The sequence below is a fragment of the Pseudomonas sp. 05L36 genome (genome assembly GCF_056398125.1).
In genome coordinates, this window is the sequence record NZ_JBFTOU010000028.1 from 38,231 (window position 1) to 58,165 (window position 19,935).

The 19,935-nt window shown below is 61.5% G+C and carries 17 protein-coding genes; 6 read left to right on the top strand and 11 right to left on the bottom strand.

Annotated elements, in window-relative coordinates; translation table 11 throughout:
- Window positions 1-47: 47 nt before the first annotated feature.
- The 3 genes from AC1DKH_RS24750 to cbiE are packed head-to-tail and all read right to left on the bottom strand — an operon-like array spanning window position 48 to window position 3,062.
- A complete protein-coding gene (locus tag AC1DKH_RS24750) occupies window positions 48-764 on the bottom strand; it encodes a cobalt-precorrin-6A reductase (RefSeq protein WP_477799590.1) in 717 nt (238 codons plus the stop codon).
- Window positions 761-1,858: a cobalt-precorrin-5B (C(1))-methyltransferase gene (locus tag AC1DKH_RS24755; RefSeq protein ID WP_477799591.1), complete on the bottom strand. Its 1,098-nt coding sequence runs from the start codon at window positions 1,856-1,858 to the stop codon at window positions 761-763. The genes AC1DKH_RS24750 and AC1DKH_RS24755 overlap by 4 nt, the downstream gene beginning before the upstream one ends.
- Window positions 1,851-3,062 (bottom strand): precorrin-6y C5,15-methyltransferase (decarboxylating) subunit CbiE, encoded by a 1,212-nt coding sequence (gene cbiE, locus AC1DKH_RS24760; RefSeq protein ID WP_477799592.1) that lies wholly within the window; start codon window positions 3,060-3,062, stop codon window positions 1,851-1,853. The genes AC1DKH_RS24755 and cbiE overlap by 8 nt, the downstream gene beginning before the upstream one ends.
- 168 nt (window positions 3,063-3,230) lie before the next feature.
- Here cbiE and cobG point away from each other — a divergent pair, with 168 nt between their 5' ends.
- From cobG to AC1DKH_RS24790, 6 genes are all read left to right on the top strand, one after another.
- Window positions 3,231-4,553 (top strand): precorrin-3B synthase, encoded by a 1,323-nt coding sequence (cobG, locus tag AC1DKH_RS24765; RefSeq protein WP_477799593.1) that lies wholly within the window; start codon window positions 3,231-3,233, stop codon window positions 4,551-4,553.
- Window positions 4,546-5,172, top strand: a complete 627-nt coding sequence (locus tag AC1DKH_RS24770; protein WP_477753248.1) for a precorrin-8X methylmutase — start codon at window positions 4,546-4,548, stop codon at window positions 5,170-5,172. Before cobG ends, AC1DKH_RS24770 begins: the two co-directional genes overlap by 8 nt.
- On the top strand, window positions 5,172-5,903 hold the full coding sequence (locus AC1DKH_RS24775; RefSeq protein WP_477763710.1) for a precorrin-2 C(20)-methyltransferase: 732 nt from the start codon (window positions 5,172-5,174) through the stop codon (window positions 5,901-5,903). The genes AC1DKH_RS24770 and AC1DKH_RS24775 overlap by 1 nt, the downstream gene beginning before the upstream one ends.
- On the top strand, window positions 5,903-7,606 hold the full coding sequence (gene cobJ / locus AC1DKH_RS24780; protein WP_477799594.1) for a precorrin-3B C(17)-methyltransferase: 1,704 nt from the start codon (window positions 5,903-5,905) through the stop codon (window positions 7,604-7,606). Before AC1DKH_RS24775 ends, cobJ begins: the two co-directional genes overlap by 1 nt.
- Before the next feature lie 206 nt (window positions 7,607-7,812).
- Window positions 7,813-8,628 (top strand): hypothetical protein, encoded by an 816-nt coding sequence (locus AC1DKH_RS24785; protein WP_477799595.1) that lies wholly within the window; start codon window positions 7,813-7,815, stop codon window positions 8,626-8,628.
- A 57-nt stretch (window positions 8,629-8,685) separates the two neighbouring features.
- Entirely contained in the window at window positions 8,686-9,336 is a 651-nt protein-coding gene (locus AC1DKH_RS24790) for a hypothetical protein (RefSeq protein WP_477799596.1), read from the top strand.
- A gap of 85 nt (window positions 9,337-9,421) precedes the next feature.
- Here AC1DKH_RS24790 and AC1DKH_RS24795 read toward each other — a convergent pair whose 3' ends face one another.
- The 8 genes from AC1DKH_RS24795 to prmA all read right to left on the bottom strand — a co-directional run bounded on the left by AC1DKH_RS24795 (window position 9,422) and on the right by prmA (window position 19,789).
- Window positions 9,422-10,018 carry a MarC family protein gene (locus AC1DKH_RS24795; protein WP_111284385.1) on the bottom strand — a complete coding sequence of 199 codons (597 nt, stop codon included), beginning with the start codon at window positions 10,016-10,018 and terminating at the stop codon, window positions 9,422-9,424.
- Window positions 10,019-10,083: 65 nt separating this feature from the next.
- On the bottom strand, window positions 10,084-12,861 hold the full coding sequence (locus AC1DKH_RS24800; protein ID WP_477799597.1) for a hybrid sensor histidine kinase/response regulator: 2,778 nt from the start codon (window positions 12,859-12,861) through the stop codon (window positions 10,084-10,086).
- Between the two features lie 100 nt (window positions 12,862-12,961).
- On the bottom strand, window positions 12,962-14,257 hold the full coding sequence (gene purD / locus AC1DKH_RS24805) for a phosphoribosylamine--glycine ligase (RefSeq protein WP_477799598.1): 1,296 nt from the start codon (window positions 14,255-14,257) through the stop codon (window positions 12,962-12,964).
- A gap of 150 nt (window positions 14,258-14,407) precedes the next feature.
- Window positions 14,408-16,015, bottom strand: a complete 1,608-nt coding sequence (gene purH / locus AC1DKH_RS24810; protein WP_477799599.1) for a bifunctional phosphoribosylaminoimidazolecarboxamide formyltransferase/IMP cyclohydrolase — start codon at window positions 16,013-16,015, stop codon at window positions 14,408-14,410.
- Between the two features lie 81 nt (window positions 16,016-16,096).
- Entirely contained in the window at window positions 16,097-16,417 is a 321-nt protein-coding gene (gene fis / locus AC1DKH_RS24815; protein ID WP_015093301.1) for a DNA-binding transcriptional regulator Fis, read from the bottom strand.
- Window positions 16,414-17,424 (bottom strand): tRNA dihydrouridine synthase DusB, encoded by a 1,011-nt coding sequence (dusB, locus tag AC1DKH_RS24820; RefSeq protein WP_477799600.1) that lies wholly within the window; start codon window positions 17,422-17,424, stop codon window positions 16,414-16,416. The genes fis and dusB overlap by 4 nt, the downstream gene beginning before the upstream one ends.
- A 184-nt stretch (window positions 17,425-17,608) precedes the next feature.
- Window positions 17,609-18,880 carry a DUF3426 domain-containing protein gene (locus AC1DKH_RS24825; RefSeq protein WP_477799601.1) on the bottom strand — a complete coding sequence of 424 codons (1,272 nt, stop codon included), beginning with the start codon at window positions 18,878-18,880 and terminating at the stop codon, window positions 17,609-17,611.
- Between the two features lie 30 nt (window positions 18,881-18,910).
- Window positions 18,911-19,789, bottom strand: a complete 879-nt coding sequence (prmA, locus tag AC1DKH_RS24830) for a 50S ribosomal protein L11 methyltransferase (protein WP_477799602.1) — start codon at window positions 19,787-19,789, stop codon at window positions 18,911-18,913.
- Between the last annotated feature and the right edge of the window lie 146 nt (window positions 19,790-19,935).

Sequence of the window (19,935 nt, forward strand, 5' to 3'; positions counted from 1 at the left end):
AATGCTGCCAGCGGAATCGCAAGGTTTAGCAGGTCTTAGGAATAGTCCTACACTGGTAGGGCACCCAGCATATCTGCCACTGAGCCAAACTCCCGTTCCACACTTGGCAATTCGGGGCGCTTCAAGACAATCACCGGCACACCACGCTCACGCGCCACTTCCAGCTTCGGCTCGGTCGCCGTGCTGCCGCTGTTCTTGCTGATCAGCACGTCGATGTTTCGCCGCTCGAACAACTCACGTTCATCGTCGATCAGGAATGGCCCACGTGCGCCGATCACTTCACAGCGCTCGTTGCCCGGATACACATCCAGTGCGCGCAGGGTCCAGAATTGCTCCGCAGGAATTTCGTCCAGGTGCTGCAGGGGCTCGCGACCGAGGGTGAACAGCGGTCGACGGAAGGGTTTCAGGGCTTCGATCAGTTCGGCCCAATCGCTGACTTCCCGCCAGTCATCCCCTGCCTGGGCTTGCCAGGCCGGACGCCGTAGCGCCCAGCAGGGAATGCCGCTCAAGCGCGCGGCGGTCGCGGCGTTCTGGCTGATTTGGGCGGCGTAGGGGTGAGTGGCATCGAGCAGCAGATCGATGCCTTCGTCGCCAATGAATTGCGCCAGGCCCTCGGCACCGCCGTAGCCGCCGACGCGAACCTGGCATTGCAGGTCCGTCGGCACCCGACCGACACCAGCCAGGCTATAGATGTGCTGCGGTCCCAGCGTGCGGGCAATGGCCATGGCTTCGGTCACGCCGCCTAGCAGGAGAATGCGCTTCATTGAAAGGCTCCCGCATGACCAACGATCCCGCCCTGGCGATCGATGGCAAAGACCTCCACTTGAACCTGCGCCGGCACCACGCTGCGGGCAAAGTCCAGGGCATGCTGACAGACTGCATCACCCAGGGCGACCCCGGCTGCAGCGGCCATGGCCAATGCCTGCTGGCTGGTGTTGGCCTCGCGGATGCTCTGCTGCAACGCCACATCGGCGCCGACCTGTGCCGCCCATAGCGCCAGTTGCGGCAGGTCGATGCTCGAATGGCGACTGTGCAAATCCATGTGCCCGGCCGCCAGTTTGCTGATCTTGCCGAAACCACCGCACAGGCTGAGTTTTTCCACCGGTACTTTACGCAGGTGCTTGAGCACGGCGCCAACGAAGTCGCCCATTTCGATCAGGGCGATTTCCGGCAGGTTGTAGACCCGGCGCATGGTGTCTTCGCTGGCGTTGCCGGTGCAGGCGGCGATGTGCAGGTAACCGTTGGTTTTCGCCACGTCGATGCCCTGGTGGATCGAGGCGATGTAGGCCGCACAGGAAAACGGCCGGACGATGCCACTGGTGCCGAGGATCGACAGGCCGCCAAGAATGCCCAGGCGCGGGTTCATGGTCTTCAGTGCCAGTGCCTCGCCGTTCTCGACATTGACCGTGACCTCGAAGCCGCCGCTGTAGCCGAGTTCGTCGGCCAGCCGGGCCAGGTGTTCGCTGATCATTTTGCGCGGCACCGGGTTGATCGCCGGTTCGCCGACACCCAGCACCAGCCCGGGTCGGGTCACTGTGCCGACGCCGCGACCGGCCTTGAAGCGTGTCCCGGGTTCGCTACTCAGGCGCACCTGGGAGTAGAGCAGGGCACCGTGGGTCACGTCCGGATCGTCACCGGCGTCTTTGAGGGTTCCCGCTTCGGCGCCGTTCTCGGTGAGGCGGCAGAACTCCAGGCGCATCTGCACCTGTTTGCCCTTGGGCAACACGATTTCCACCGCATCGGCCGATGTGCCATCCAGCAGCAGACGCGCGGCGGCGAGGCTGGTGGCCGTGGCGCAACTGCCGGTGGTCAGGCCGCTGCGCAGTGGTGCGGGTTGTTCGGCGGTTTCGTCACGCATCGAAGGGTTTCGTCACGTCCAGCAAGGTAATCGGCAAGGCCTGGCGCCAGGTGTCAAAGTCGCCCAGCGGTTGTGCCTGGGCGATATGAATGCGTGTCAGCTCCCCGCCGTGTTGCTCGCGCCAGGTCATCAGGGTCATTTCACTTTGCAGGGTGACAGCGTTGGCGACCAGCCGGCCCCCGGGTTTGAGTTCGGCCCAGCACGTATCGAGCACGCCTTCGCGGGTGACTCCGCCGCCGATGAAAATCGCATCCGGCCGCTCCAGCCCGGCCAGGGCCAGCGGCGCACTGCCGCGAACCAATTGCAGGCCGGGAACGCCGAGCGCATCGCGGTTGTGTTCGATCAACGTTTGTCGGCCCGCATCCGCCTCGATGGCCAGTGCGCGGCAACTGGGGTGAGCGCGCATCCATTCGATGCCGATCGAGCCGCTGCCGGCGCCGACGTCCCACAACAATTCGCCAGGGACCGGGGCCAGGCGTGCGAGGGTGATGGCGCGCACATCGCGTTTGGTCAGTTGGCCGTCGTGCTGGAAGGCCGAGTCCGGCAGGCCGGCCAGTCGCGACAGCCGCAGCGTGTTCGGCTCGGCGACGCATTCGATGGCGATCAGATTCAAGTCGGCGATCAGCGGATCGTTCCAGTCGCTGGCGATACCGTCGATACGCCGCTCGGCTTCACCGCCCAGGTGTTCCAGCACGGTGAGACGGCTAGGGCCGAAGCCACGTTCGCGCAACAGGGCCGCGATGGTGGCGGGGCTGCGGCCGTCGTTGCTCAACACCAGCAAGCGCACGCCACTGGACAAGTGGGCGTTGAGTGCGGCGAAAGGTCGGGCCACCACGGACAGTGTGACCACCTCCTGCAAGGGCCAACCCATTCGTGCAGCGGCCAGCGAGCAGGAGGACGGCGCGGGAAGCGTCAGCATCTCGGCTGCGGGGAGTTGCCGGGCGAGGCTGGCGCCGACGCCGAAGAACATCGGGTCGCCACTGGCCAGGACGCAAACGGGGTCGCCACGGTATGACAGCAGCGACTCAAGGCAGAAGGGACTCGGCCATGGCTGGCGCTCGCCGCGTATGCACGGCGGGAGCAAATCCAGATGCCGCTGGCCGCCGAAGATTTTCGCGGCGCGCAACAGCGCATGCCGGGCGTTCTTGCCCAGACCCTTGAAACCGTCTTCGCCGATGCCCACTACCGTCAGCCAGGGTGTCATGCCATTCCTCAATCACGCGTTAAACGTTGTTGGGCGGCATGATAGCGCGGGTTCCTTGAGCTGACTGCCTTCTCTTCCCGACCGGAGTCTTTTCATGCGGCGAAGTAAAGCAGGCATAATACCGCGCACTTTCGCCGTGAATCGCCTCGCCACCTGAACGGGTCCGCCTTGAACCAACGTCCGCTGTCCGCTGCCTTACGCCCCTCGGCTTGCCCGGGGTTACTGCGTATTGTCCCGGCACTGGATGGCGGTATCTGCCGGATCAAGTTGAACGGCGGTTCGATCAGCAGCGTCCAGGCCGAGGCCGTGGCGTCTGCGGCGGAGCGGTACGCCAGCGGGGCGATCGAGGCGACCAACCGGGCCAACCTGCAGATCCGCGGCATTGGTAGCGAGCAAACGGCGTTGATCGACAGCTTGCTGGCCGCCGATCTGGGGCCGCAAAACGCGGCCGGCGACGATGTGCGTAACCTGATGCTCAGCCCCGGCGCCGGGATCGACCTGCGCATGCTGTTCGACACTCGCCCGCTGGCAGCGCAGATCCTCGCCACACTGCAAGGCCACGAAGTGTTCCACGACCTCAGTGCCAAGTTCGCCGTGCAACTCGATGGCGGCGAAGACCTGGCGATGCTCGAACATCCCCATGACCTGTGGCTCTCGGCGTTTGAACAAGATGGCGAGCGACGGCTGGCGTTCGGTCTGACGGGATGCCCGACGGACAGCCCCGCCGGTTCGGTTGCGCTGGCTGACGGGTACTCTCTGGTGGTCGCGGTCCTTGAGTTGTTCCTGGAACTGGCGCGCCCCGAGCAGACGCGGATGCGTCATTTGCTGGTCGGGTATTCGGTCGAGGACGTTCTACTTCGGTTGGCTGAGCGTGTATCGATGCAAGCGGTTGTCGGTTGGCAGCGGGTTTCGGGTTCCAGTGATGTGCACTTGGGCGCCCATCCCCAGGCCGAGCCGGGTGTTGTCTATGTGGGGGCTGTCCCGCCGCTGGGTCGGCTCGATCCGACGATGCTGCGGGGTGTGGCGCAACTGGCACGCGAGTTCGGTGATTGCAGTCTGCGCTTCACACCCTGGCAAAGCCTGCTGCTGCCTAATGTCCACGCGAAAAACGCCGCCGAGGTCATTCGGCAATTGAAATGTCTGGGCTTGCAGTGCGAAGCCGATCAGCCATTGTCCCGGTTGATCGCCTGCACCGGTTCCAACGGTTGCGCCAAGGGGTTGGCCGAGACCAAGGGTGATGCCCTGAAATTGGCCGAATTGCTGCAGCGTCACGGACAAGCGTCGAACGTACATTTGAGCGGTTGCCCGCGTTCCTGCGCCGCCGCGCATACGGCGCCCGTCACCTTGCTGGCCGTGGCCCCCGGTCACTACGATCTCTATTTACGCGATGCAGCGCAGCCGGGTTTCGGCGCGCTGCACGCACGCAACCTTACTATTGAAGCGGTCGCGGCCTTGCTCGACGCCCGCTCACGGAGCCCCATCGATGCTTGATTACATCCGCGACGGTCAGGAGATCTATCGCAACTCCTTCGCGATCATTCGCACCGAGGCCAACCTCGACCGAATCCCGGCTGATCTGGAGAAACTCGCGGTCCGTGTGATTCACGCCTGCGGCATGGTCGATGCCATCGACGGTTTGCAGTTTTCCGAAGGCGCGGGCAAGGCGGGGCGCGATGCACTGGCGGCCGGCGCGCCGATTTTGTGCGATGCGCGGATGGTCTCCGAAGGCGTGACCCGCGCGCGCCTGCCGGCGAACAATGCGGTGATCTGCACCTTGCGCGATGAGAGCGTTCCAGAGCTTGCCCGTGAATTGGGCAATACCCGCTCAGCCGCTGCGCTGGAGTTGTGGCGTCCGCATCTGGAAGGCAGCGTGGTGGTCATCGGCAACGCACCGACGGCCCTGTTCTATTTGCTGGAAATGCTCGACGCCGGTGCACCGAAACCGGCGCTGATCCTCGGTTTTCCAGTGGGCTTCGTCGGCGCCGCCGAATCCAAGGCGGCGCTGGCGGCCGACAGCCGTGGCGTGCCTTTTGTCATCATGCAAGGTCGCCTGGGCGGTAGCGCCATGGCCGCCGCCGCCGTCAATGCCCTCGCCACGGAGATCGAATGATGCAGCAACCTGGACGTTTGATCGGCCTCGGCGTCGGCCCCGGTGATCCGGAACTGATTACCGTCAAGGCGCTACGGTTGCTGCGCGAGTCGCCTGTAGTGGCGTACTTCGTCGCCAAGGGCAAGAAGGGCAACGCCTTCGGCATCATCGAAGCCCACCTGCAAGACGCACAGAATCTGTTGCCACTGGTGTACCCGGTGACCACCGAAGCCTTGCCGGCGCCGCTGTCCTACGAACAAGTGATCAGCGACTTCTACGATGACGCTGCCGAAGAACTGGCCACGCATCTCGACGCAGGCCGTGATGTGGCGGTGATCTGCGAGGGTGATCCGTTCTTCTACGGCTCCTACATGTACCTGCACGACCGGCTCGCCGAACGTTATCAGGCTGAAGTCGTGCCCGGTGTGTGCTCGATGCTCGGCGGCGCCTCGGTGCTCGGTGCACCGCTGGTGTATCGCAATCAGAGTCTGTCGGTGTTGTCCGGTGTGTTGCCGCACGACGAACTCAAGCGTCGCCTGGCCGATGCCGATGCGGCGGTGATCATGAAACTGGGGCGCAACTTTCCCAAAGTCCGCCAGGTGCTGGAAGAACTCGGCCTGGCCGAGCGTGCGCTGTACGTCGAGCGCGCGACCATGGCCAATCAGAAGATCGTGCCGCTGGATCAGGTCGAGCCGATGTCTTCACCGTACTTCTCGTTGATCATCGTTCCCGGTGAAAGGTGGCAAGGCTGATGACTCGTCCAGTTCCGGCGATTGTCATTCTCGGCAATGGCAGCCTCGCAACCGCGCGCAGCATTCAGCAGGTGTACCCCGAAGCCCTGATCCATGGCCTGGCCGAACGGGTCGAAGGCGCGGATCGGGTCTATCACGAATTCGGTGCGACCCTGCGCGAGCTCTATCAACAGGGCACGCCGATCATTGCCCTGTGCGCGGCCGGGATCGTGATCCGCACGCTGGCGCCCTTGTTGCTGGAAAAAGGCGCCGAGCCACCGGTATTGGCGGTGGCCGAAGACGGCAGCGCCGTGGTTCCACTGCTGGGTGGTCTCGGCGGGGTGAATGTGATGGCGCGGGAAATTGCCGTCGCACTGGAAGTTTCTGCGGCGATCACCACCAGCGGTGAGTTGCGTTTCGGCACGTGCCTGCTCAACCCGCCCAGCGGCTATGCCCTGGGCGATCTGGAACTGGGCAAGCGTTTTGTCTCCGATTTGCTCGCCGGGGAAGCGGTGCGAATTGAGGGTGAGGCCCCTTGGCTGGCGCGGGCGCAGTTGCCCGAAAATGCGCAGGCCCGATTGGCGGTGCATGTCAGTCATGTCGAGCGGGCACCTGCTGCCAACGAACTGTTGATCTACCCGCGCAATGTGGCGGTCGCTGTGGATACTGGCCTGGTGAATGTCGCGGCGGCGGTGCGCGAGGCATTGCATCAGGGAAAAATCGCCGTGCAGTCGCTGGCCTGTCTGTTGGCCGCCGATACGGAAATGGCCAGTCCGGCGTTGCGTGAGGCAGCGCTTGAATTGGGCGTGCCGTTGCGTTTTGCCGGCGCTGAGAAGGCGCTTGGCGAACGTCTGCGTACTGCCATAGGCCAGCCACTTTCCATGCTTGGTAGCGACACCGTTGCCATTGCGGTGGCAGAGCAGCCGCTGGCCCCATTGCAAATCGGCCGCCCGCGTGGACGGCTGGCGGTGATCGGCCTCGGGCCAGGTGCTGCTGAACTGATGGTGCCGGCAGTGAAGGCTGAACTGGCACGCGCCAACGATGTATTGGGCTACGAAACCTATGTACGCATGGCCGGGCCGTTTCGCGCCGACCAGGTGCTGCATTGCACCGACAACCGTGAAGAGATGCAGCGCGCCCGTCACGCTTTCGAACTGGCGGCCCAAGGGCGTTCGGTGGTGGTGGTTTCTTCAGGGGATCCGGGGGTTTTCGCCATGGCCGCGGCGGTGTTGGAAGCGCTGCACGAATCCACCGACGTCCATTGGCACAACGTCGATCTCGAGATTTTGCCGGGGGTTTCCGCCTCGCTGGCGACAGCCGCCCAGGCGGGTGCGCCGCTGGGGCATGACTTCTGCGTGCTGTCGCTGTCGGATAACCTCAAGCCATGGGCAATCATTGAGAAACGCCTGGACCTGGCCGCGCAAGCCGACCTGGCCCTGGCCTTTTACAACCCGATCTCGCGTTCGCGGCCATGGCAGTTGGGCCAGGCCCTGGACATCGTCGCCCGGCACCGGGTGCCACAAACACCTGTCGTGTTGGGGCGGGACATTGGCCGGCCGGGTCAGACACTGCGCGTTACGACCCTCGGCCAATTGACCCCCGACCAGGTCGATATGCGCACGATGGTATTGATCGGCTCATCCTTGACCTGTGTTTTTCCGCGGGTCGGCGGCGGTGATTGGGTTTACACGCCGCGCTGGTACCCAAGCAAGCCAGTCACCTGAGTGAAAGCGGCTTTGCTCGAAGGTCGCTGATGTTCAAGGCAACAACTAACGATAGGGCCTGCGATTGACGAAAGTTGTCGCGGGCCTTTTTATTTTCTAATAGTTCCTGAAATAAGTTCTGAGTGTTTTTACTTTGACCGATTCAACTCTGCGCTTTAGTTTCAGCAGGTCGCATGAGGCGGCTTATTGATTAAATGGAGATTTAAATGGTCGATGTAAAAGATTACTCAGTGGCTCAAGTCGCATTTGATGATGCCATGCAGGATAAGTATTTCGAAGGCATTGCGGCAGAACTGAAAAACGTCGCACCACGGGGGCGGACCAAGCGTTCCACCTCGATCCTGAGCGCAGCATCGAGTGATTCGCCGGCGCAAGGTGTTGGGACTTCGGTAGTAGGGCCCTCGCTGGTGGTGTTCGACCAGGCGCTTTCGGAGGAAGACATGCAGGATGCGCTGGACTGCCAGCAGTTTGCTGAGGCGGTGGTCCGGCGCCTGCCCAAGGGAACCAGCAACGAAGAGCGGTACCATAAGTACAACGAGGCATTGATGGCGGTAGGTTGGGTGACGGAAAGCCTCACCTACAAGAAATACGTCAGCAAACAGCTCACCATCACGATGAATGAGGCGGTGTTGCAGGTACTGGAGACCGTCATTTCCAGAGGTACGAGCAGCGTCCTGAACTTGGTGGCGTCGGGTTTCAGCAAGCTTAAAGGCGATAAGGAGGCACTGAAGATTGTCGATGCCGGCAGCAAGAAAAACGAGGTCATCAGTTTCAAGGCTGTGCCCTTCATTGCGACGCCAGGCGGTGGCATGTCCATGTTGATGGGCGGCCTTGACTTGGTGGACAAGGAATACAACGGCAACTTTTTATTCGTGACTTACAAGACCCAAGGGTTGCAGATTTTCCAGGGGGCCGGTGTGCGCAAGTTCAATCGACGAGCATTCAAGCGAATGAAAGACAAACTGCATGCCTATATCGATCAATTTGCCGATGGTCTTTTCAAACAGGTGGCAGGTCAATAAGGCGGGCAGGCTTTGATCGATGTAATCGATTAAAGTACTGGCTGTAAGGGGGTAAATATGCCTGCGTCTGTTAATGCTGTCGTAGTGGGTGGTTGCCTGTTGTCCTTTACCCAGAGGGTAAGTTCGCAAGACCAGGAGGATATACAGGACTGCCTGTTGTACGCGGAACTGGCGGCCAATGAGAAATACCCGGGCCAGGTGTCGAGGAAGGTCTGGTTCGACTATTTTCAAGGGCGATTGCTCAAGGCGGGATACACGCTCAAGACCATCGTTCCGGCCGAGCCGATCCTTGTCACGAGTGTCCGACAATTGCTCAGCGCCAGTTATAGCGTGATTGGCCGCTTGGGCGTGGAGAGCTTGGGCCAGCTCCTCGAGGACACCTATCAGGCGTTGCGGCTGGATGAGTTTGCCTGGTACTTCTTTCGCGGCAATGTCGCCAATGGCGGCTCGGGCATCCTCAAGTGCGCGCCTTGCGAGCGGCTCGCCTCGGGTGAAGTGGTCGTCTGCCTGCTTGGCTTGCGCTACAGCGCGACCGTGATTGAACGCGACTTTTTCCTGTGGAGCGAGTTCAATCGAGAGCTGGCGATCATTCCCAATGGCGGGGTGTTTGTGTTCAACCGACGGGTGTTTGAAAACTACCGTAAACGGGTCCACGAAAAAATCGAAGCTTATTCGAACAAGGTGTTCGTGCGCAAACTCCAGTCCTGACTGAAAGGCTTTACACACAATAAAAAGGCAAGGCCCTGTGATTGATGCACAGGGCCTTGTTTTCGGGGTTGGACAAGCCGTCGCTTCAAGGCACCAGGTAACCCTTGACTCCGGTGAAGATGATCTGCGCCGCCAGCGCGCACACAAACAATCCCATCAACCGGCTGACTATCTGCAAGCCCTGATCGCCGAGAATGCGTTCGATGCGGCTGGACAGATAAAGCACCACCCCCACGGTGAAGCTGGCAAGGGCAATGCTGACAATGGCGGTGAGTTTGTCGTCCCAGTGCGGCTGGCTCACGCCCATCACGAGTAAGGCACCGATGGTGCCGGGGCCGACCGTCAGCGGAATGGTCAGCGGGACAATGGTCACATCCTGCTGCACGTTGTCGGTCTGTACCGCCGATTTGCCTTGTGCCATCCCTAGTGCCGAGATGAACAGGACACTGCCTGCGCCGATGCGGAATGCGTCCACGGTGATGCCGAAAACACTGAAAATCACTCGGCCGAACAAGTACAGCAGAACACTGGAGACCAGGGTGGCGACCGCTACTTTCCAGGCCAGTCGACGCTGTTCCTTGCGCGAATAACCACGGGTAAGGCTGATGAAGCAGGACAACACGAAGAATGGGCTGTAGAGCACCAGCATCTTCAGGTAAACGCTGAACAACACATGGAGCATGGTGCCGGGCTCACTGGCGAGGGAAGTCGAGGGGGAGTCTATCAGGGGTTGCGCAGTCTGTCGGCTCAGGACGTTTGGGTCGTTGCGCGATTCTGCTGGTCACGCTGGGCGACCCAGTGCTCGATCAGTTCGCGCAGCTGCGACAGTTCCACCGGTTTGGCCATGTGCCCGTCCATGCCGGCCTGCCGCGCACGTTCTTTGTGTTCGGCCAGGATATGGGCGGTCAATGCCACCACGGGGGTTCGGCCCCGCTGGTTGCTGACTTCCCAGGCACGCAATTGCTGGGTGGCCGAGAAGCCGTCGAGGATCGGCATTTCGCAGTCCATCAGCACCAGGTCGTAACGCTGGGCTTTCATCGCTTGCAAGGCTTCTTCGCCGTTGCAGGCAGTATCCGGTTGCAGGTTGAGCTTGCTCAGCATGCCGCGGATCACCTTGGTCGAGATGCTGTTGTCTTCGGCCACCAGAATGCGGAAGTCGCAGGGGACCTTGACCGGCAGGACCTGGCCGCTTGGCACGGGCTGGGTAGCGACGAGACCTTTGTTGCGTTGGGTCAGTTCGTCGGCCAGAGTGGTCTTGAGGGTGTAGCCGGCTACCGGTTTGGCGAGGATGCGCTTGATCCCGGAATTGCGCGCAATGATCTTGCTCGGTGCGTTGCTGATGCCGGTGAGCATGATCAGCAGGATGTCGTGGTTCAGGCTCGGGTCTTCCTTGATCTTGGCCGCCAGTTGCATGCCGGTCATGCCGGGCATGTTCTGGTCCAGCAGGACCACATCGAAGTAATCACGCAAATGAGCCTTGGTGCGCAGCAGTGCAAGCGCTTCCTTGCCGGAAGGCGCAGCGCTGACGTTCAGGCCCCAGGCGCTGCATTGCTGCACCAGTACCTTGCGACAGGTGTCATTGTCGTCCACCACCAATACCCGCGCACCTTGCAGAGGGCCGTCGAGGTCGGAGGTCGGGTGTTCGAGGCGATCCGGGTCCAGCGGCAGGGTCAGCCACAGCGTGCTGCCCTGGTTGCTGCCGCTCTTGATCCCGAACTCCCCTTGCATCAAGCGGATCAGCTGGCGGGCAATCACCAGCCCCAGGTTGCCGCCCGGATGGGTGGCCGAAAGGAAATGCCGGCTGTGCAGTTCGGCGTGCATCAGGGCGTCTCGTTCTTCGGCGTCCATGGGCTCGCCGCTGTCCTGCACGGCAATACGCAGGCGTGGTTTGTTGTTGCGCTCGTCGAGCGCCACGACGATCAGGATTTCGCCTTCATCGGTTTTTTTCAGGGCGTTTTCCAGCAGGCTCAACAGGGTCTGGCGCAAGCGTGTCGGGTCACCGCTGATCACCCGCGGCACTTGCGGCTGGATGAAGCTGATCAACTCGACGTTTTGCTGCTCGGCCTTGGCGCGGAAGATGCTCAGGCAGTCTTCGATCAGCGCGTTGAGGTCGAACTGCACATCGTCCAGCTCGATCTGCCCGGACTCGAGTTTTGAAATGTCGAGAATTTCGTTGATCAGTGTCAGCAGCTCGTTGCCGGCGCTGTGGATCGTCTGCACATAGTCGCGTTGCTTGACCGAAAGCGGCGTGCCCAGCAGCAGCTCGGTCATACCGAGGACGCCGTTCATCGGTGTGCGGATCTCATGGCTGATTTTCGCCAGGAACTCGGCCTTGGCGTTGATCTCGGCGTTGCTGGCCGCCAGGTCACGGCTGATGCTGAAACGGTCTTCGGTGATGCGGCGCTGGCGCTCGCTCAATGCAATGCTCATCAGCAGGCCGCTGATGCAGATGAACACCAGCAAGGTGGTGAGCAGGCCATGGGGCTCGATCAGGGTCAGCCCCAACAGGGCGGGCAGGATGATCAGTGTCCCGAGGTTGAACACCACCATGGCCACCACGAAGAGGCGAGCCGGGCGATAACCTTTTTGCCAGTGATAGACGCTGATGAACAGCATGGTCAGGCCTGCCAAGGCTACCAGGCCGTAGGTAATGAAGTTCAGCGGCAAGGTATTGACGAACAGCAGCATCAGGCCGCAGATGGTGATGAGCAGGATCTCTCCGAGCAGCAACCGGTTCAGCGGGTGCGGCCCGAGCGGGGAGAAGAAGCGATAGGCAAGCATCAGACCGCAGGGCGCCGTCATTAACAATGCCAGGTAAGCCCCCGGCGTTTGCAGTGCATGCCAGTCCGGCAGCCAGGGACCAGCGAGGTTCAGCAACAGCAGCAGGCTGAGCATCAACAACCCTTCGCACGTCGCCAACCAGAGGGCGCTGTGCGAGCGGGTGTAGGTGTAGCGGATGAGATTGTGCAGGATCAACATGGCGATGCAACCGAAAAGCAGGCCATAGATCAGCGTCTGGTTCTGGTTGGCAGCCGCGAGGATCGCCGATTGCAGGGTGATATAGGGGCGTAACTGGTGGTCGGAGGTCAGTCGCAGGTAAACGTCGAGGGGGGTGTCGCTTTGCGGCAGGGCCAGCATGAAGTCGCTGCTGGGCAATGGTCGCTCGGATTGCGGCTGTTCGTTGCCCGTGCTGGATTGATCGATCAGCTTGTCGCCGTCCAGCACGTACATGTTGAACTGGCGCAGGTCAGGCGCGAACACTCGCAGCAACTGTTCGTGGTTACCCGGCGCAAGCCTGAATCGCAACCATAACGCGCCATCGGGTTCGGCCGCGGTAATGCGGTCGAGTTCGATAGGGCTGAATTGATTGGTATAGCGTGCGGAACGGATGTCGCTCAGTTGCAAGTCGCCCTGTTCGTCGAGCAATACCGCCCAGCCACTGCCTTGCGTGGCCTGGGCCGGTAGCATGCAGAGCAAGGTCAGCAAAGTGACGGTCAAGCTTATGGCAATCCTGAGCCAGCGCACGGCGAAATCCCTTCGTTAGGTTGATGCCAGAATATAACGATGCGCGACGCCGGAACAGCCAGGCAATAAACCGTGTTCATTGCCTGGCGCGGTGTTTACCTTATTCCTGATTTTCGCCACGCTCGCGGGCAATGGCACGGTAGCCAATGTCCTTGCGATAGAAATAGCCTTCCCAGTCAATCGACGCCGCCAGTTTGTAAGCCTGCTGCTGTGCAGCGTCGACGCTGGCGCCCATGGCCGTGGCACAAAGCACTCGACCACCGGCCGTTACGACTTGACCGTCCTTGAGCGCAGTACCGGCGTGGAAGACTTTGCCTTCCAGTGCAGCTGCTGCATCCAGGCCGTTGATGGCCACACCTTTGGCGTAGTCACCAGGATAGCCGCCTGCGGCCAGCACGATACCGACGCTCGGACGTGGATCCCATTGCGCTTCGACCTTGTCCAGCGCCTGCGCCAGAGCCGCTTCGACCAACAGCACCAGGCTCGACTGCAAGCGCAGCATCACCGGCTGGGTCTCAGGGTCGCCGAAACGGCAGTTGAATTCGATGACTTTTGGGTTACCAGCCTTGTCGATCATCAGGCCGGCGTACAGGAAGCCAGTGTAGACATTGCCTTCCTCGGCCATGCCGCGCACGGTCGGCCAGATCACCAGGTCCATGACGCGCTTGTGCACGTCGGCGGTGACCACTGGTGCCGGGGAGTAAGCCCCCATGCCACCGGTGTTTGGACCGGTGTCGCCGTCACCGACGCGTTTGTGGTCCTGGCTGGTGGCCATCGGCAGCACGTTCTTGCCGTCGACCATGACGATGAAGCTGGCTTCTTCGCCGTCCAGGAATTCTTCGATGACCACGCGCGAACCCGCATCGCCAAAGGCATTGCCCGCCAGCATGTCGCGCACGGCGTCTTCGGCTTCAGCCAGGGTCATGGCGACGATCACGCCTTTGCCGGCGGCCAGGCCGTCGGCCTTGATCACGATCGGAGCGCCTTTTTCACGCAGGTAGGCCAGGGCTGGCTCGATTTCGGTGAAGTTCTGGTAGTCGGCAGTCGGGATCTTGTGGCGAGCCAGGAAGTCCTTGGTGAAGGCTTTCGAACCTTCCAGCTGTGCAGCGCCGGCGGTCGGACCGAAGCAATCGAGGCCGCGGCTGCGGAACAGATCCACAACACCGGCAACCAGCGGCACTTCAGGGCCAACGATGGTCAGGGAAACGTTTTTCTCGGCAAAGTCTGCCAGTTGCTCAAGCGCCAGTACATCAATGGCGACGTTCTCGCACTTGGCTTCGATGGCGGTACCGGCGTTGCCCGGAGCCACGAACACCTTCTGCACGCGCGGATCCTGAGCCACTTTCCAGGCCAGGGCGTGTTCACGGCCACCGCTGCCAATGATCAAAACATTCATTTCAAAAACCTCGGATGACGCAAATCTGGGAACTGTAGGAGCGAGCTTGCTCGCGATGGTGGTTAACGATAACGCGGGGTGTCTGAAACACTGTGGCGTCTAGTCGTTCTTCGCGAGCAAGCTCGCTCCTACAGGGGGAATGCTGTGCTGTCAGTGACGGAAGTGGCGCATGCCAGTGAACACCATCGCGATGCCGGCTTCGTCGGCAGCAGCAATCACTTCAGCATCACGCATTGAGCCGCCTGGTTGGATCACGGCAGTCACGCCCGCCTTGGCCGCATTGTCCAGACCGTCGCGGAACGGGAAGAAAGCGTCGGAAGCCATCACCGAACCGGCTACCTGCAAGCCAGCATGTTCGGCCTTGATCGCGGCGATACGTGCCGAGTTCACGCGGCTCATCTGGCCGGCGCCGACACCGATGGTCTGGCGGTTCTTGGCGTAGACGATGGCATTGGACTTCACGTACTTGGCGACTTTCCAGGCGAAGATCAGGTCGTTGATTTCCTGTTCGGACGGTGCGCGCTTGGTGACCACTTTCAGGTCGTCGGCGCCGATCATGCCGATGTCGCGGCTCTGTACCAGCAGGCCTCCGTTGACGCGCTTGTAGTCCCAGGCCGCCGCGCGGTCAGCCGACCACTCGCCGCAGGCCAGCAGGCGTACGTTGGCTTTGGCGGCGACGATGGCGCGGGCTTCTTCGCTGACCGATGGAGCGATGATCACTTCGACGAACTGACGTTCGACGATGGCCTTGGCGGTCTCGGCGTCCAGTTCGCGGTTGAAGGCGATGATGCCGCCGAAGGCGGATTCGGTGTCGGTGGCGTAGGCCAGGTCGTAGGCCTTGCGGATGCCGCCTTCGGCATCAGGGCTGACAGCCACGCCGCACGGGTTGGCGTGCTTGACGATCACGCAAGCCGGCTTGACGAAGCTCTTCACGCACTCCAGCGCGGCATCGGTGTCGGCCACGTTGTTGTACGACAGTTCCTTGCCTTGTAGTTGGGTCGCGGTGGCGATGCCGACTTCGGCAGGCTTGGCCTCCACGTAGAACGCCGCGCTCTGGTGCGGGTTCTCGCCGTAGCGCATTTCCTGGGCCTTGATGAACTGGCTGTTGAAGGTGCGCGGGAACTCGCTGCGACCTTCTGTGCTGAGGGTGTCAGCAGCCTGGTTCACGGTGCCCATGTAGTTGGCGATCATGCCGTCATAGGCGGCGGTGTGCTCGAAGGCCTTGAGCATCAGGTCGAAACGCTGAGCGTAGGTCAGGCCGCCGGCCTTGAGGTTTTCCAGGACGCGGGCGTAATCGCTGGCGTTGACCACGATGGCCACATCCTTGTGGTTCTTGGCAGCGGAACGGACCATGGTCGGGCCGCCGATGTCGATGTTTTCGATGGCGGTCGGCAGGTCGCAACCTGGCTTGTTGATGGTGGCTTCGAACGGGTACAGGTTGACCGCAACCAGATCGATCGGCTTGATGCCGTGCTCGTTCATGATGGCGTCGTCGATACCGCGACGACCGAGGATCCCGCCGTGGATTTTCGGGTGCAGGGTCTTCACCCGACCGTCCATCATTTCGGCAAAGCCGGTGTAATCAGCGACTTCCACTGCGGCAACGCCGTTGTCCTGCAGCAGCTTGAACGTCCCGCCGGTGGAGAGGATCTCGACGCCCAGGGCTTCAAGCTCCTTGGCGAATTCGAGGATCCCGGTCTTGTCGGAAACGCTGATCAAGGCGCGGCGGATCGGCAGGCGGGTAGTCTGGTCGGTCATCTCAATTTCCATCAAAAGCAAAGGAAGTCAGCAAAAAAGGCGACCGGTTTACGCGGGCGCCTTTCTGGTTTGATTGAATGCTTACAGCAAATCGTACTGCTTGAGTTTCTTGCGCAGCGTGCCTCGGTTCAGTCCGAGCATCTCGCTGGCCTTGGTCTGGTTGCCCTTGACGTAATTCATCACGCACTCGAGCAGGGGAGCCTCGACTTCGGAGAGCACCAGGTTGTACACATCCGTGACGGCAGCGCCCTCAAGGTGGGCGAAATAATTGTGCAGCGCCTTCTCGACACTCCCGCGAAGGGTCTGGCCTTCTTCGCTTGGCGTATTGAGGTGCTGTTTCAAATTTACGTTGTCGCTCACGGGTGTTGTTCCACTCACTAAAGTCTCGGTCATCATCGTCATGCGGCCACCCACTCTCCGTCCCCTGTCAGGCTCTTGTAACGCTCGGAGAAAAACGCCCGAACGTTGGCGCATTGTGTATCCGTACCATCCAAACGATTGAAGTGGGCGCGAAACTCCCTGGCGCCCGGCAGGGTTGCGAGATACCAGCCCACATGCTTTCGAGCAATGCGCACACCCATGACATCGCCATAGAAGGCGTGCAGGGCGGCCAGATGCTCTAGCAGAATGCGTTCCACCTCGATCAGTTCCAGCGCCGGGAGCTTCTCGCCGGTACGCAGGAAATGGTCGATCTCGCGAAAAATCCATGGCCGCCCCTGGGCAGCCCGGCCAATCAACAAACCATCGGCACCGGTCGCGTCGAGCACGTACCGGGCTTTTTCCGGCGAATCGATATCGCCGTTGGCGAAGACCGGAATCGACACCGCCTGCTTGATCGCGGCAATGGTGTCGTACTCGGCAACACCTGTGTACAGGTCGGCACGGGTGCGGCCATGCACTGCCAGCGCCGTAATGCCTGCCTGCTCGGCGATCTTTGCCACCGTCAGGCCATTCTTGTTGTCCCGGTCCCAACCGGTCCGGATCTTCAGGGTAACCGGCACATCGACCGCAGCCACGACGGCCTGCAGGATCTCGGTTACCAGGGATTCATCCTTCAACAGTGCGGAACCGGCAGCCTTGTTGCAGACTTTTTTTGCCGGACAGCCCATGTTGATATCAATAATCTGCGCGCCCATTTCAACGTTGGCACGGGCGGCGTCCGCCAGCATCTGCGCGTCCCCACCGGCGATCTGTACCGAGCGTGGCTCGGGATCACCTTTGTGGATCATGCGCATGCGCGACTTGCGGGTGTTCCACAAACTCATGTCGCTGGTGACCATTTCCGAGACCACTAGTCCCGCGCCCAAGCGCTTGCACAGCTGACGAAAGGGCTGGTCGGTGACGCCCGCCATGGGGGCGAGAATCAAGCTGTTATGTAATGTGTATGGACCGATGCGTACCGCCGACATAGGACTTCCCTGTTGTGGGGCCGGATCATGGGAGTTCGAAAAAGGGTTGGCATGATACCCGCTCTCGATGACTGGATAAAGGCTGAATTGAACAAATTCTGAACAGTTATTCTGTTATTACTCGTGGTTTGGTTTGCCGGGTGGATTCAGAAAGCCGACGTCAATCGGGGAGCGATGGAGCGTTTCACTCCGGAGAGTGGAAGCTCAGACTGTAGTTCACGGCCTTGGCGCCGGGGTCGAGAATGTCCAGGGCGATGTGGATCGGCGTTTGCGGAGGCATTTCCGCCATGCCTTCGAGATCGCCATTGAGGTACTCGCCGGGTTTGAAGCGGCGACTGGCGATCAGGTGGCCATTGAGATCGGCGAAGCGCAGTTCCAGCAGCGGGAAGGGCTGGGAGAAGGGCGCGCGGTTATAGATGATCGCATCGACCACCAGGGCGCCATTGAACTCGGGATGGCTGCGCACCACCAGGTTGCTGCTCTTGATTTTCGCTATGTCGACCTTGGAGGGCACGGTGCAGCCGATTTGCGGGCACAGTTGCTGGAACCACGGGCGATATTGATCCTGTCGCGCCAGTTCGTCGAAATGGTAGGCGATGTACTGGCCGGCGAGGGCGCCAGCGGCAATCAGCACCAGCAGCAACCACAACAGCCGTCGGCCCCAGGGCGAGCGGCGTTTTTGCCAGTCCAGTTGCAGCGGGTCGTCGGTCAGATCTTGCAGCACTTCGGCACGCACGCCCGGCTCGCTGCGTTCACGCCGCTTGCGCAGCGGTTCGATCGAGGGCAGGTCGTCGTCGATTTCGTTCTCGTCGGCGGCCGACAGGCGTTCGTGGCTCAGCGGCGCATCGAGCGGGTCGTTCAGGCGCAGCTGGGGTGGTTGCTGCTCGTCGTCGAGATCAACCGGTTCCAGGGACAGCGAAGGTTCGGTGCGCGAGGCTTTTCTCGGTTCGACCGTCGGCTCTGGCGATTCAAGGCTGTCGAGTGGTTCGTCGAGTTGCGCACGATCGGCCGCCGACTCACTGAACAGGCTGTCGGACCACGGCTCCTCGTCATCCTGCCCGGTGCTGTCACGACGGGCGCTCAGCGAGTCGTCGCGATGGCGGCCGAGCTCGGTGGTCGGCTGGATCTCCCTCTGTTCGAGCCGGGCGAGTTCTTCGTCGAGGTCGAGACTGTCCAGGTCCAGCTCGGTGGCGCTCCATTGCTTTTGGCTGATGGCGCGCGGCGGCGCTGCTTCGAGGGGCTGCGCAGGCTGCTCAGGCTGCTCAGGCTGCTCAGGCGGGAGCGGCTTCGCTGCCGGTGGTTCCTTGCCGGCCTGCTCAAGCAGCTGCCTGGCGGCATTGAACACCTGCAGGCAGGAGCCACAGCGAACCACACCACGCGCCACGCTCAACTGGGCATGGCTGACGCGGAAGCTGGTTTGGCAATGCGGGCACTGAGTGACGAAGCTATCGGTCATGCGGCGATCCGGATTATGCAGACGGCCATTCTAGCGCCGACGGCCAGTGATGCGCACCCAGCCATCGCGATTGGCGATCGGGTCCAGATCGAAGTCCTTGGCGTAGGCGGCTGCGACTTCGTCGCCCTGTTCGGCGAGGATGCCCGACAGCGCCAGGCGACCGCCGGACTTGACCAGGCCGGACAACTGCGGCGCCAGGGAGACCAGCGGGCCGGCGAGAATGTTGGCCACCAGCACGTCAGCCTGAACCTGTGGCAAGTCTTGCGGCAGATACAGCGGGAAGAGCTCATCGGCAATGTTGTTGCGTCCGGCATTGTCGCGTGAGGCTTCCAGTGCCTGCACGTCGATATCGGTGCCCACGGCCTCTCTGGCGCCGAGCAACAGCGCGGCAATCGCCAGAATCCCCGAACCGCAACCGAAGTCCAGCACGTTGCAGCCTTTCAGATCCTGACCGTCGAGCCATTCCAGGCACAGCGCGGTGGTCGGGTGGGTGCCGGTGCCAAACGCCAGGCCCGGGTCCAGCAGCAAATTCACGGCATCCGGTTCCGGCGCGGCGTGCCAGCTCGGCACGATCCACAGGCGCTGGCCGAAACGCATTGGCTGGAAACCGTCCATCCAGCTGCGTTCCCAGTCCTGATCTTCGATCACTTCGCTGTGGTGCTCGGGCAGCGGGCTGCCGGTCAGCAGCTCCAGATGGGCCAGTACCGGGCCTGGCTCGGTGCCACCTTCGAACAGGGCCAGCAGGTGCGTGTGGGACCACAGCGGCGTGGTGTTGAGTTCTGGCTCGAAGATCGGCTGATCTTCGGCGTCCATGAAGGTCACCGACACGGCGCCCACTTCAAGGAAAGCGTCTTCATAGGTTTCGGCTTGTTCTGGGCTGATGGCGAGACGTACTTGCAGCCAAGGCATGGCGGGCACCTTTGAAAAATGTTGATTGCAGCCTGGCGGGCTGCGAGAAGGGCACAAGTTTACGCGAGCGCGGCTCAGAAGACGACCATGGCCGAAGATCAAAAGATCGCAGCCTTCGGCAGCTCCTACATTTGGAATGCATTCAC

Coding starts and splice junctions, on each gene's coding strand:
- AC1DKH_RS24750 (WP_477799590.1), bottom strand. CDS start 764: ATGAAGCGCATTCTCCTGCTAGGCGGCGTGACCGAAGCCATGGCCATT.
- AC1DKH_RS24755 (WP_477799591.1), bottom strand. CDS start 1,858: ATGCGTGACGAAACCGCCGAACAACCCGCACCACTGCGCAGCGGCCTG.
- cbiE (WP_477799592.1), bottom strand. CDS start 3,062: ATGACACCCTGGCTGACGGTAGTGGGCATCGGCGAAGACGGTTTCAAG.
- AC1DKH_RS24770 (WP_477753248.1), top strand. CDS start 4,546: ATGCTTGATTACATCCGCGACGGTCAGGAGATCTATCGCAACTCCTTC.
- AC1DKH_RS24775 (WP_477763710.1), top strand. CDS start 5,172: ATGCAGCAACCTGGACGTTTGATCGGCCTCGGCGTCGGCCCCGGTGAT.
- cobJ (WP_477799594.1), top strand. CDS start 5,903: ATGACTCGTCCAGTTCCGGCGATTGTCATTCTCGGCAATGGCAGCCTC.
- AC1DKH_RS24785 (WP_477799595.1), top strand. CDS start 7,813: ATGGTCGATGTAAAAGATTACTCAGTGGCTCAAGTCGCATTTGATGAT.
- AC1DKH_RS24790 (WP_477799596.1), top strand. CDS start 8,686: ATGCCTGCGTCTGTTAATGCTGTCGTAGTGGGTGGTTGCCTGTTGTCC.
- AC1DKH_RS24795 (WP_111284385.1), bottom strand. CDS start 10,018: ATGCTCCATGTGTTGTTCAGCGTTTACCTGAAGATGCTGGTGCTCTAC.
- purD (WP_477799598.1), bottom strand. CDS start 14,257: ATGAATGTTTTGATCATTGGCAGCGGTGGCCGTGAACACGCCCTGGCC.
- purH (WP_477799599.1), bottom strand. CDS start 16,015: ATGACCGACCAGACTACCCGCCTGCCGATCCGCCGCGCCTTGATCAGC.
- fis (WP_015093301.1), bottom strand. CDS start 16,417: ATGACGATGATGACCGAGACTTTAGTGAGTGGAACAACACCCGTGAGC.
- dusB (WP_477799600.1), bottom strand. CDS start 17,424: ATGTCGGCGGTACGCATCGGTCCATACACATTACATAACAGCTTGATT.
- AC1DKH_RS24825 (WP_477799601.1), bottom strand. CDS start 18,880: ATGACCGATAGCTTCGTCACTCAGTGCCCGCATTGCCAAACCAGCTTC.
- prmA (WP_477799602.1), bottom strand. CDS start 19,789: ATGCCTTGGCTGCAAGTACGTCTCGCCATCAGCCCAGAACAAGCCGAA.